The organism is Chelativorans intermedius (assembly GCF_025398255.1).
Lineage (GTDB): Bacteria > Pseudomonadota > Alphaproteobacteria > Rhizobiales > Rhizobiaceae > Chelativorans > Chelativorans intermedius.
In genome coordinates this window covers 43246-55801 of sequence record NZ_JAODNW010000022.1, presented here as the reverse complement: position 1 = coordinate 55801, position 12556 = coordinate 43246, and the positions used below count along the sequence as shown (strand labels likewise).

Genomic DNA, 12556 nt, shown 5'->3' with positions numbered 1-12556 from the left:
ATGGCCGAACAATCGAGGATCCGAGTTGCGGTGAACGGCTACGGCGTCATCGGCAAGCGCGTTGCCGATGCGGTCGCGGCACAGGAGGACATGGAGATCGCCGGTGTCGCCGACATCACAGCCGACTGGCGCCTCAGGATGGCGGCGCGCAAGGGCTTTCTCCTCTACGCTTCCGCCGAGGACCGGGGCGCTTCGATGAGGGAGGCAGGGCTCGATCTCTCCGGCACCCTCGACGACCTGCTCGGGACCGCTGACGTGATCGTCGACTGCACGCCGAAGAAGGTCGCCGCGAGAAACGTCGAGATCTATCGGCAAAGGGGGACGAAGTTCATCCTGCAGGGTGGCGAAAAGCATGAAGTGACCGGCCACTCCTTCGTCGCCGAGTCGAACTACCAAAGCGCCGTCGGGCGGGACTGCACCCGCGTCGTCTCGTGCAACACGACATCGACGGTCCGCACGCTGTCGGCGCTGAAGCAGGCGGGCCTCCTGCGCCGCGCCCGCGGCACACTGCTCAGGCGGGCGACAGACCCGTGGGAGAGCCATCTCGGCGGCATCATGAACACGCTAGTCCCCGAGCCCGAGATTCCGAGCCACCAAGGCCCCGACGCGCAGAGTGTCGACCCCGAGCTCGACGTCGTCACGATGGCGGTCAAGGTTCCCGAGACGCTGGCGCACCTGCACTACTGGACGGTCCAGCTGACCCGCGAGGCGAGCAAGGAGGAAGTGCTCGAGGCCTTCCGCGCCTCGTCGCGGATCGCGCTGATCGAGATCGGCGATGGCCTTTCGGCGATCAACGCGGTCAAGGAGATGATGGCTGATCTCGGGCGTCCGCACGACAACCTCTACGAGGTGGCGCTTTGGGCCGACATGCTGAAGGTCGAGGGTGACGAGCTCTTTTACGCTTACATGGTCGACAACCAAGCGATTGTAATCCCCGAGACCATCGATGCGATCCGCGCCCTGACCGGGCGGGAACGCGACGCCGCACGCTCGATCGCCGCGACAAACCGCTCCCTAGGAATCGGCACGGTGGCCAAAGCGCTGGGGCGGGGCTGAGCATGGCGGCCATCGACCCGTTCCTGGCGCGGTCCCGCATCGCCTATTTTTCGATGGAGATAGCGCTGCGCCCCGATATCCACACCTACTCAGGCGGCCTCGGCGTCCTCGCCGGCGACACTGCACGCTCGGCGGCCGACCTCGACGTGCCGGTGGTGTTCGTGACGCTCGTCAGCCGCGAGGGTTACCTGCGCCAGGAGATCGATGCCGAGGGTCGGCAGGTCGACCATTCCGATCCATGGGATCCGGCGGAATGGGCGACGCCGCTCGGAGCGATGGTCGCAGTGCCGATCGAGGGCCGGCAGGTCTGGATCAGGCCGTGGCTCTACGTGCTGACATGTCCGGTCGGCCATTCGGTGCCGGTGCTGCTGCTCGACACTCGGCTTGAGCAGAACGCGCCCGAAGACCGCGGCATCACCGACCGGCTCTACGGCGGCGACAATGCATGGCGGCTCAGGCAGGAGATCGTGCTCGGCATCGGCGGGGAGATGTTGCTGCAGGCGCTCGGCTTCGAGATCGAGACCTATCACATGAACGAGGGCCACGCGGCGCTGCTGACTGCTGCGCTTCTGCGCCGGCACCCCCGGACGCGGCGCGTTGCGACGGGCGATGTGCTCGACTACGATGACGACCGGGTGCGCGAGGTCTGCGTCTTCACTACCCACACCCCGGTCGAGGCAGGGCACGACCACTTCGCCTACGACCTCGTCGAGCGGCAGCTCGATCGGCTGATCCCGGTCAGCCAGCTGCGCCTGCTTGGCGGCGAGGACCGGCTCAATATGACGCGTCTCGCGCTCAACCTCAGCGGTTTCGTCAATGGCGTGGCGCTGCGCCACGCCGAGACGACGCGGCAGATGTTCCCGGGCTACACGATCCGGGCGGTGACGAACGGCGTCCATGTTCCGACCTGGACGCACCCGGCGATGGCGGCGCTGTTCCAGCGGATCGCACCGGCTTGGGGTCACGACCCCGAGCAGCTTGCCATCGCCGACACGCTCGACGACGCCGAGATCCGTGCCGCACATGACGCGGCGAAGGCGGATCTCGTCGCCGAGGTACGTGCCCGCACCGGGGTCGAGCTCCGCGCCGACCTGCCGGTTGTTGCCTTCGCCCGCCGGATGACGGGCTACAAGCGACCCGATCTCATCTTCGCCGACCTCGCGCGGCTGCGGGCGATCCACGGTGCTCGGCCGTTCCAACTCGTCATGGCGGGCAAGGCACACCCGAGGGACGAAAGCGGCAAGGCGCTGATCCAACACATCCATCGCGTGACTGCCGACATGCAAGGGGAGGTGCCGCTAGCGTTCCTGCCAGGCTACGACATGACGCTAGCCAAGGTCATGGTCGCCGGCGCCGACGTCTGGCTCAACACGCCACTGCCGCCGATGGAGGCCTCAGGGACGAGCGGTATGAAGGCGGCTGTGAACGGAGGGCTCAACCTGAGCGTTCTCGACGGGTGGTGGATCGAGGCCTGCATCGAGGGCGTCACCGGGTGGGCTGTCGGCGGCAACGACCTCCGGCACGAGGACGACGCGCAGGAGCTCTACGACAAGCTGGAGCGCGCGGTCCTGCCGCTCTGGTACGACGATCCCGTTCGCTGGACCTGGATGATGAAGCAGGCGATCAGCAAGATCGCTCCGCGGTTCAACAGTCAGCGCATGATGCGCCGCTATGCCTGCGAGGCCTACCTTCGGTGAAGGCATCGGCGACACGACAACGCGAGCAACCTGGTCCCCGGAATGGAACATGCACTGCACCTCATTCTGCTTCTCATGCTCACAAGACTTGGTGGTGCGCTGTTCGAGAAGGTCGGACAGCCGGCCTCGATGGGCGAGATCGCTGCCGGCATCGTCCTGCTGCCGCTCGCGGTCCTGCCTTTCGCGCCGCCGCTTCTCGTTGCACTGCCGGACAGCCCCTTCCTCGAGATCGCGGCCGAGTTCGGGATCTTCGCCGTGCTGCTGCTCGCTGGTATCGAAATGCGGCCACGGGAAATTGCAGCCCAATCCGGCGCCGCGCTGGGAGTAGCGTTCGGCGGCGTGATCGTGCCCTTGGCAGGCGGTTTCGCCCTCGCATGGGCGTTTCTCCCCGACACGCCGCTCAAGCTTGCGCAGGCCCTCCTGGTCGGCGTGGCGCTTTGCATCTCCGCCGTTCCGGTCGCGGTGAAGATCCTCATGGAACTGCGGCTTTTGCATCGGCGAGTCGGGGAGATGATCGTCTCGGCGGCAGTGCTCGACGATGTAATCGGTCTTGTCCTGCTTGCGGTGGTGTTGAGCGTTATGGAAACGGGCAGCGTGCCGAATGCCAGCACGATGCTGAAGCTCATCGGACAGGTGGGCCTTTTCTTCGCCCTGACCGTTGGCGCGGGCATGCTCCTCGAGCCGGCCTTCTACAGATGGGCCGCGCGCCTGCCTGTTCCGGCGCCGCTTTTCAGTGCCCTGGTAGTGATCGCGCTGGCCTATGCCTTGCTGGCGGAGGCTCTCGGCATGGACTTCATTCTCGGTCCGTTTATGGCTGGCCTGTTCTTCGATCCCGACGCCGTCGGCGATGAGGGGTATGCTTCCGTCAAGGCGAGCATGGCGGACCTGACGAATGGACTCCTTGCGCCGCTCTTCTTCGCCTCGATCGGCGTTCGCCTGGATCTCGGAGCGGTAACGGCGGTGCCGCTGTTCCTGACGCTCCTTCTGGTGGTCGCCTTCCTTGGCAAGTTGGTCGGAGCCGGCGTGCCGGCGCGGCTGGCGGGACTGTCGGCCCGGGAGGCGACGGCCGTCGGAGTCGGTATGAGCGGTCGCGGCGCCGTCGAGCTGGTTGTTGCCAGTATTGCACTCGAGGCCGGGCTGTTCGCCCAGCCAGACATCCTCGTCGGCAGTCTCTTTTCTGCCCTGGTGATCACCGCGGTTCTCACCACGATGCTAATGCCAATGGCCCTGCGCGCAGTGCTACGGCCAACCGCCAAGGAGCGAGGACCGTCACGATGACACGCTTCGGGAACCTCATTTCCCGTCGGAGCTTTGGGAGGCGCCGGGCATGAAAGGACAGTATCAGCCGAACAGCATCAGTCTGATCGGCGGCATTTCCATGGGGACGGGCGTGATGATCGGAGCGGGCATCTTTGCGCTCACCGGTCAGATCGCCCAGCTTGCCGGGCCATGGTTCCCGCTTTCTTTCCTCGCCGGGGCCGTCGTCACGGGCTTCAGCGCGTACACCTACGTCAAGATGTCCAACGCTTATCCGTCGGCAGGCGGAATTGCGATGATCCTGCAAAAGGCCTACGGACCCGGTGCGATCGCCGCTGCGCTGTCGCTTCTGATGGCATTTTCGATGGTGATCAGCGAGAGCCTCGTCGCGCGCACCTTCGCGAGCTATTTGCTAAGACTCTTCGGGGCTGGAGATGATAGCTTTCTCGTGCCGACATTGGGGGTGACGCTGATCTTGACCGCCTATGCGGTCAACGTCTCAGGGAACCGCTCGGTCGGGTTCTTCTCGTTCCTGATGGCGATGATCAAGGTCGGAGGGATCGCACTCTTCGGGCTCGCGGCTCTCTGGGCTGGCGGCTTCGACTTTCAGCCTAGAGCCGGATCTACAGAAGTCCCGGTCGCAGGCTTCATGGCTTCCGTCGCTCTTTCGATCCTCGCCTTCAAGGGCTTCACAACGATCACAAACAGCGGCGCTGAGATCGTGGACCCGCACAGGAATGTGGGACGAGCCATCGTGCTCTCGATCGCGGTCTGCACGGTTCTCTATCTTCTGGTGGCGTTAGCCGTGGGGGCCAGCCTCTCAATGGAGGAGATCGTGGCTGCCCGGGACTATTCGCTTGCCCGCGCGGCCGAACCTGCGTTCGGCTCCTATGGAGTCTACTTCACTGTGGCGATTGCCATCGTCGCGACCGCCTCCGGCGTGCTCGCGAGCATCTTTGCCGTCTCGCGGATGCTGGCGATGCTGACGGAGATGGGGTTGGTCCCGCACAGGCACTTCGGCATGCCCGGTCCGATCCAGGCTCACACGCTGGTCTACACTGTCGTGACCGCATCCGTGCTGACGGTGCTGTTCGATCTGGGACGGATCGCGGCACTTGGAGCCTTCTTCTACCTCGTCATGGACATGCTGATACACTGGGGCGTTTGGCGCCGCCTGCGCAACGAGATTGGGGCCCGAGGCTGGGTGCTGCTAGCGGCCATCGCGCTGGATGCGCTGGTGCTTGGCGCGTTCACCCTCGTCAAGCTGCGCTCCGATCCGTGGATCGTGGCGATCTCGATCATCTGCATTCTGGCCGTCCTCGGCTTCGAGCGCGTCTACCTCACGGGGTGGACCAGTGGGGACCGGGGACGCCATGATCACTGATCCCCGCTGCAAGAGCCTGATCCGACCTGCCGGCATGAACGCCGCCGCTGAGGAGCCGCTGTTGTGAGCGTTGTCCTCGCCTTCCGTCTCGTCACCGTAATGTTGCTATGGGCCTTGTGTTACCCGCTGATCACGATCGGCCTCGATCTCGCTCCTCATCTCGCCTTCGCGACGATGCGCGCCGGGATCGCGGGAATCGTACTTCTCGCCATCGCAGTCATCCTGCACCGTCCGTTGCCTCGCGATGCAAGGAGCTGGGCCGTGCTTTCGCTGGTCGGCCTGGGATCGACAGGTTTCGGATTCCTCGGCATGTTCCACGCTGCAGAGTTCGTCTCGCCGGGTCTTGCGACCGTGGTCGCGAATGCACAGCCTTTGCTCGCGGCCGTCCTCGCGCATTCCTTTTTGAAAGAGAGACTGACCGGAAGGGGATGGGCCGGACTCGTCCTTGGCTTTGCCGGGATCGTCAGCATCGCAGCGCCCGGACTCGGTACCGGAATTGCAACGAGCTACTGGGTCGGCATTGCCTACATCACACTCGCCGCTGCCGGCGTCTCGGTCGGCAATATCGGCATGAAGCTGTTGCCTGCGCGGATGGATGCCCTTGCGGTGATGGGTATCCAGCTCCTGCTCGGGGCGGTGCCACTGGCCCTCCTGTCCGCCGCCACCGAGGACTGGGGTCGGGTGACGTGGTCTTCTCCGTCCTTCGTTCTCGTTCTGGTCGCTCTTGCGGTTTTCGGCACCTCGCTGGCGTTCTGGCTCTGGTTCTCGGCGCTCAGTCAGATCGCACTCAACCGCGCGAACGCATTCACCTTTCTGGTGCCGATCTTCGGGCTGTTCATCGGCGCAGTAGCCTTCGGAGAGCGGCTTGGCTGGCCCCAGGTTGCCGGTGCGGTGCTGGTGATCTTTGCGATCCTGCTCGTGCAGCTCCGTGGATTGGCCGGTGCTCGCCCGGAAAGTGCGGACCGATGGTAACGCTGGCGGCGCTGACGCCGCTGATCGCGGTTCTGCTGCTTCTCGTCGTCCTGCGTTGGCCAGCAAGCGTGGCCATGCCGCTCAGCCTGGCAGCCACTGCCGGCGTCAGCATCGCAATCTGGCAGGTGCCGGTCCGGCATGTCGCCGCCGCGGGCATCGAGGGTGCGGTCGTCGCGACCTCCATTCTCTGGATTGTCTTCGGGGCGATTCTACTCCTGAAGACGCTGACGAGAAGCGGCGCGCTCGCCCGCATCCGAGCCGGTTTTGCGAGCGTAAGCCCCGATCCCCGCGTCCAGATCATACTCGTCGGATGGCTGTTCGTCTCGTTCCTCGAAGGCGCGGCCGGATTCGGTACACCCGCCGCCGTCGCGGCGCCCCTGCTGGTTACGTTGGGCTTTCCGCCACTCGCTTCGGTCGTATTGCCGCTCGTCGCCGACAGCAGCGCCGTCAGCTTCGGCGCGATTGGCACGCCCGTCCTGGTCGGCCTTACCGAGGGCCTGCAGGTGGGCGCATCGGTAGCACTTGGGCAGGGGCTCGCTGGCACGTACCGCGACGGGTTTGTAGCCGAGGTCGCGGTGACTGCAATTGCCATGGACGTTTTCATCGGCAGCTTCGTGCCGCTCGTTCTGGTGGCGATCTATACGCGGTTCTTCGGCGAAGCGAGGACATGGCGATCAGGGCTGCACATGTGGCGGCTTGCTCTCGTGGCTGGCTTCAGCTTCACCTTGACCGCCCTTACCGTAGCGCACCTGCTCGGGCCGGAGTTCCCCTCGCTCGTCGGCGGCCTGGCGGGCTTTCTCATCACGGTGGCAGCACTTCGCAGCAGCTACATCGCACCGCGACCGATGAACCGAACCTCGGTCGGGGAACTGCGGGAGGCACAGCCTGTCGCGGGGGTCGGGCTGGGCCTCGCGTGGATGCCTTATATCCTGCTCGCTGGCATTCTTGTCGTGACCCGGATTCCGGTATTGCCGCTAAGAGCTTGGCTCCAGAGCGTTCAGTTCACTTGGGAAAGCATCCTCGGCACCGAAATAGATGCCACTCTCGTCCCTCTCTACCTTCCAGGGACGGCCTTCGTTTTGGTCGTACTGATAACGATTCCGCTGCATAGGCTCACGGCTGCAAACATGGGCGGCGCGCTAGGCGAGGCGTTCCTCGCCACGGCACGTGCCGCGTTGCCGCTCATCGCTGCCGTCGCCATGGTACGAATCTTCGTTCACTCAAGCGTAAACGCCAGCGGGCGCGAAAGCATGCCGCTCGAACTTGCCATGCTGGCGGCGGACAGTGCCGGGCCTGCCTGGCCCCTGCTGGCACCGTTCGTCGGCGCTTTCGGCGCATTTCTCTCAGGCAGCGCGACCTTCAGCAACCTGATGTTCGCGCTCTTCCAGTTCGCGGTTGCCGATCGCACCGAAACTCCGGCCGAAATCGTTCTCGCCGCGCAGATGCTGGGCTCGAACGCGGGCAACATGATATCCGTGCTGAACGTTGTTGCAGCCGCCGCGGTCGTCGAAATGGTCGGGCGCGAAGGCTCCATCATTCGGTTCACGATTTGGCCGATGCTGGCTTATTGCGTGGCCGCCGGTCTCATAGCCTGGTCCGCTGCGTCGCTATTATGACCAACACCAGTTCGCGCTGTCGCGAGCGACCCGGATGCGGCTTCCAATCAAGACACCAGCGCCATGAAGCTCTTCCAACGCGCGGCGCTGCGTCTTGACACCCGCATGTACCATGCGCCGAGCAGGCCACCGAGAAGGCCGCCAAGCCCGTCTACGATCAGGTCCCACATCGTGTCCTCGAGGGGATCCATGTCCGGCGAGCCCTGTGCGCCCTGCGCGAAGAAGGCGTCGGATGCGAATTCGAGGATCTCCCAGAGCGCACCGGCACCAAGCGTCAACAGAAAGATGCCCGACAGGTTCAGAAAGAAGCCGGTCTGGAGTCTGCAAGTCATCCTGAGGGTGTAGATGGCGAGAAACGACAGGATAGCGAGCAGGCCCGAATTGCCGAAGTGGAGGAACTTGTCATAGAACAAAATGGCCTCGTAGAGGTCTAGCATGCGGCCGAGCGTCATGTCTGTAACCAGCCACCACAGGACAAACAGCTCGATCTCGACGGGGATGTTCAGCCGGCTCGTGTGAGCGAGAAGAGGCGGCGCGACCATCATCATTAGCGCTGCCATGCATAGGAGCGTGTACAGGAACGCGCCCTGGTAGAGGTGAAATGCCGCCGTCGCCAATATTAGGAAGCGCAGCACCCAAGCGAGCCGGATCTCCCACGAGGGCGCGGAGTCAGAACTGGAATCTCTGAGTTCCTCCAGACCGGATAATACTTCTGATTTGTTTTTCATCCCAGACTTCATGCTCTGTAAGCTGCCTTTTCGTTCGCAACGGTACTATGGCAAATTCAACCGTATCGAACAGGAAACCGAGAAAACCTGCCCGTTGCATTCTCGCCTCATCGGGCGTCCTGGGTAGTGTGCCGTTAGTATTGCAAATTCGCTGATGGGGCGGTCACAGCTGCGCACTCGAGGCCGACCGTTCTTTCAGCTCCACGCCCAAAGTCGCAGGGTGCTGGAATCCGTCAACCTGTTTACCATGACCGCAGCCGCCTCGTATGGCAGTCTGTTCAACTGATTGTCGCCTCGGCGCCTCATACTGATTACCCAGAAACGTGCGGTCGTCCTGCCCCTTGTCGCCGCGGCGCGGCAAGCACGCCCGGAACACCGCCAGAAGAACGTCCCAATCCTTTTCGCTCGGCCGTGTCAGCATCAGCCCCGTCTCCTCGTTGGAGACCCAGCGGTGACTGAATCATGGTTAGCATCGTCCTAATACCGTCCACACGACCTAGCTTCTTGCCCGCTCCAACTTGCTGAACCGTCAATTCACGGATAGTGACCGATCGATGTCATCGGCTATGAACGGCACGGGTGGCTATGAGCGCCCGCGTCCGAGGCAATCGGGCGAAACTCTATCACTGGGCCAAGGTCGCCACCGAAATCGCCCGCATCTCCCCGCAGGCGGAAATGGATATCGAGAAGGTAACCGGGATCGTCGCCGAGGAAGAGCGCCGAAGCGGTTGACGTGCGGGTGCGCGTGCCGCTTGCGCGCTGCGCCCGGCAAGGGAGGCTTCGCCGCGGCTGACACACCGGTCCGTCCCCGCAAATCTGCCGGGTTGCCCGCCGCGCCCTTGACCGGCTTGCTCTTCGCGGCCTGCCGATACTTGTCCCGGAAAGACCGGGAGCGGGAATCGGATAAGAGGAGCGCGCGAAGGCGCAGGCGAGATGATGGAAAAAACAGACCTGGAAGAGCTGAGAGGAAAGGTGCCCTGCAGCGCCGTGCTGGAGGACGCGGGGTTCGCGCTCGATCTCAAGGAGAGCAGCCGAAAGGCGATGAAGTATCGCCGCGCCAGCGAGATCATCATCGTGATCCATGACGGCAAGGGTCTTTCTCCATCGGTCCGCCGTTCCCCTTGACGAAGCCGATCTGTCGACGCTGTCCGACCATGGGCAACTCGACCTGTGGCCGAACGAGTGCGAGGGCATGTGTGGTGTCTAGCCAGCCTTCGATCTTTTCGAATGCCGTCAGGTCGCGGGGTATCGTGGGCATCGGGCATCGGGCTTCCAGCGGATGCCAGAAGCGTAACTCTGCCGAAGCCGGCTGACCAGCGGAGGACGGTCAGAGCGATGGTTATGTGCTTCGGCCGACTGCTCACGGCACCGCTCGTCGTGCGCGCGAGAACGAGCGAATAGATCCGGTTTGCAGGCGTGGCGGCTGCCGTGAAGGTCGCCAGCGTCGAGCGCGCGATTGATCCCACCGACCGGTGTCGCGGAATAGCAATGGCTCCGGGCTAGGACGCCGTGGTCGTGTTTCCTTCGCCTCGATGTCTTGGAGCTCGCCCGGCGCGGTCTCGATGGGGCATGTCTGACCGGGAACCGGCTCCGCCTCGCCCGGCATTGCGCAACGCCCGTCCGGAACTTTCTTCCCCTGCGAACTGACGTTCGCATTCCTCGCGAACCAAGAAAGTTCCTCCCGGCCGTCCTCCATTTCATTGCGGCCCTCCAGGTGCGTGCCGGTCGTTCCCGATCTTTTCGACAGCCATCGAGACCGCGATGGGCGCGGCTCGGACTTTGAAAGGAACACGACAATGGCAAACATCGGCACCTTCACCACCACCAAGACCGGATTCACCGGAGCGATCAAAACTCTAACGGCCCCGGTACATTATTGGGACACGGATATACGGTAGCGGGCTTTATCGACGCAGATCGTGGACGCCGAGTTCCTTCCTCATCCACTCAAAACTGTAGGTTGCCATGGGATCGGCGGGATCCGGCTGGTTTGCAGACTGGTTTTCGAGATATTTGAGCCATTCAGCGACCTTCTGTCGGCCGGCGGCTGATTTTGCCGCCTGTCGTGGCGTTTTGTTGCCGAGCATGCCGACCGGCTGATCAAGCGTTTCACGATATTGCCGGTCCATGAACTGGTGGACAACCTGCTCGGCAATTTCGGGCGGGACTTCGGAAGCCGCTTCTCCATGTTCGCGTGGCGGCCGCTCGGCCATCATCTGCTCAATGGTTCGGATGTCTGTCAGGGGCGTGCGGACGAGATCGCCGAGTTCCTTACGGATCAGGACTGTTCCCTTCTGCGCCCGCGCGGCGGAGTTGGTTGACAGATGTAGAAACCGCCCCTTCAGCTCCACATTACCCAACACGCGCTGACCGTTATCCATGGTGGCGTCGAAGGAAAGCCCGTCGGCCTGTTTCACCTTCTTTCCGCCCTTCGGCTTGTCCTCGAGCCAGTTCCAGAACTTTGCGTTCTCCTGCGCCATCGCCGAAATGGCGTTCACCCGCGTGGCGATATCCTTCTGCGTCACGCCATTCGCCAGCGGAAACCTGACATCGTGGAACATGAGGTCGTCGCCGTCCGAGTTCTGCATCGGTGGCAGCCCCATGGCTCGATCGAGCGTATCGAACAGCCATGAGAGCGTGAACATGGAAGCGACCGACTGCAGGTCCTGGTCCGCAACGGCAGGGAGTTTCTTTGTGCCCTTCTTTCCGAACACCTGTCGCAGACCGTCGAACAGCGCATCGATGGCTTGCGGCGTGTAAGGCAGCAGCCCGCCGGCGAATATGTTCTTGCCCAGGACCGGCACGATACGGGCGGCGATCCTGTCCCACTGCTTCAGGGTCAGCGTTGCGGTCCCCTCGCTCACGGCGATCGGCTCGCCGCCGCGGATGAGATCGCGCGCCATGAGCGATTTGCCGGGCACGATGTCGCTCACCTCATAGAGGCTCATGACCGATATCCTAAGCGCCTTCATATAGGCTTTCGTCTGTGTGCCCTCCTTCCAGCCGCGACGTTTGAGATATTCGTCGACGATATTGCCGCCCTGGACGTCGAACTCTTGCGTCAGGAAATCCTCGAACACGCATCCCCAGAGCGTCATGGCCCAGTCGTCGCTGAGAATTTCGGCAAGATCATCGAACTCCATGTCTCCGGCTTCGAGCACGGGGCCGAAGTGATCATCGAACACCTGCTCAAAACACCCACGCCATTCTTCGCGGGCCAGGAACTTCATCAACCCCTTGAGATCATGGCTGGCTGGCACTGTCTGTCTCCAGTTTCTCGCGATATTCGGCGATGATGCGCGAGACTGTCGGCTCGCTGACGTCATACAGCCTCGCCATCTCGGCGCCGCTCTTGCGGCCCGACAGGACGCTTTCGGCGATTTCGCGCCGTTTCTTCGGATCAAGCTTTCTGCGGCGTCCGCCGATCCTGCCTTCGGCGCGGGCCTGGGCAAGTCCGGCCGTGGTCCGCTCCCGGATCATGGCGCGCTCGAACTCTGCAAAGGATCCCACCATCTGCATCATCATGCGGCCGGCTGCCGTCGTCGTGTCGATCGCCTCGGTCAATGAACGAAACCCCGCGCCGGCACTGGTGATCCTGTCCATCAGGTGGAGAACATCCTTCAGCGAGCGCGACAGGCGATCGAGCTTCCAGACGACGACGGTGTCGCCATCACGCAACTGATCGAGCATGCGGTGAAGCTCGGGACGTTCCCAGCGTCCGCCCGATGCTTTCTCTTCGAACACGCGCTTGCACCCGGCCTCGGCCAGTGCCCTGGCCTGAGCCCTGTTCGACTGGTCGTCACCTTTGCTCACGCGGGCGTAGCCGATCAGCATGGGCGCCCTTTC

The 12556-nt window shown here is 63.3% G+C and carries 12 protein-coding genes; 8 read left to right on the top strand and 4 right to left on the bottom strand.

Features of this window, described 5'->3' with window-relative positions:
• From NYR58_RS16060 to NYR58_RS16035, 6 genes are all read left to right on the top strand, one after another.
• Positions 1-1056, top strand: a complete 1056-nt coding sequence (locus tag NYR58_RS16060; RefSeq protein ID WP_261522130.1) for a type II glyceraldehyde-3-phosphate dehydrogenase — start codon at positions 1-3, stop codon at positions 1054-1056.
• 2 nt (positions 1057-1058) lie between these two features.
• The gene (gene glgP / locus NYR58_RS16055) at positions 1059-2753 is read left to right on the top strand and encodes an alpha-glucan family phosphorylase (RefSeq protein ID WP_261522129.1); all 1695 of its coding nucleotides are present in this window, start codon (positions 1059-1061) and stop codon (positions 2751-2753) included.
• Positions 2754-2795: 42 nt separating this feature from the next.
• A complete protein-coding gene (locus NYR58_RS16050) occupies positions 2796-4031 on the top strand; it encodes a cation:proton antiporter (RefSeq protein WP_261522128.1) in 1236 nt (411 codons plus the stop codon).
• 49 nt (positions 4032-4080) lie between these two features.
• Entirely contained in the window at positions 4081-5394 is a 1314-nt protein-coding gene (locus tag NYR58_RS16045; RefSeq protein WP_261522127.1) for an APC family permease, read from the top strand.
• Positions 5395-5457: 63 nt separating this feature from the next.
• On the top strand, positions 5458-6366 hold the full coding sequence (locus NYR58_RS16040) for a DMT family transporter (protein ID WP_261522126.1): 909 nt from the start codon (positions 5458-5460) through the stop codon (positions 6364-6366).
• Positions 6360-7982: an L-lactate permease gene (locus tag NYR58_RS16035; RefSeq protein WP_261522125.1), complete on the top strand. Its 1623-nt coding sequence runs from the start codon at positions 6360-6362 to the stop codon at positions 7980-7982. Before NYR58_RS16040 ends, NYR58_RS16035 begins: the two co-directional genes overlap by 7 nt.
• Positions 7983-8029: 47 nt before the next feature.
• On the opposite strand, the gene NYR58_RS16030 is transcribed toward NYR58_RS16035, so the two are convergent.
• Positions 8030-8710 (bottom strand): hypothetical protein, encoded by a 681-nt coding sequence (locus tag NYR58_RS16030; RefSeq protein WP_261522124.1) that lies wholly within the window; start codon positions 8708-8710, stop codon positions 8030-8032.
• A 163-nt stretch (positions 8711-8873) separates the two neighbouring features.
• Positions 8874-9131, bottom strand: coding sequence for a hypothetical protein (locus tag NYR58_RS16025; protein ID WP_261522123.1), 258 nt, complete (start codon positions 9129-9131; stop codon positions 8874-8876).
• A 164-nt stretch (positions 9132-9295) separates the two neighbouring features.
• On the opposite strand from NYR58_RS16025, the gene NYR58_RS16020 reads away from it, so the two are divergent.
• Both NYR58_RS16020 and NYR58_RS16015 read left to right on the top strand, forming a co-directional pair.
• Complete coding sequence (locus tag NYR58_RS16020) at positions 9296-9442, top strand: hypothetical protein (protein ID WP_261522122.1); 147 nt, start codon at positions 9296-9298, stop codon at positions 9440-9442.
• Positions 9443-9646: 204 nt separating this feature from the next.
• Positions 9647-9835: a hypothetical protein gene (locus tag NYR58_RS16015; protein WP_261522177.1), complete on the top strand. Its 189-nt coding sequence runs from the start codon at positions 9647-9649 to the stop codon at positions 9833-9835.
• A gap of 779 nt (positions 9836-10614) precedes the next feature.
• Here the strand turns inward: NYR58_RS16015 and NYR58_RS16010 are convergent.
• Together NYR58_RS16010 and NYR58_RS16005 are read right to left on the bottom strand one after the other, a co-directional pair.
• Positions 10615-11970 (bottom strand): hypothetical protein, encoded by a 1356-nt coding sequence (locus NYR58_RS16010; protein ID WP_261522121.1) that lies wholly within the window; start codon positions 11968-11970, stop codon positions 10615-10617.
• Entirely contained in the window at positions 11954-12544 is a 591-nt protein-coding gene (locus tag NYR58_RS16005; RefSeq protein ID WP_173194399.1) for a recombinase family protein, read from the bottom strand. Before NYR58_RS16005 ends, NYR58_RS16010 begins: the two co-directional genes overlap by 17 nt.
• Between the last annotated feature and the right edge of the window lie 12 nt (positions 12545-12556).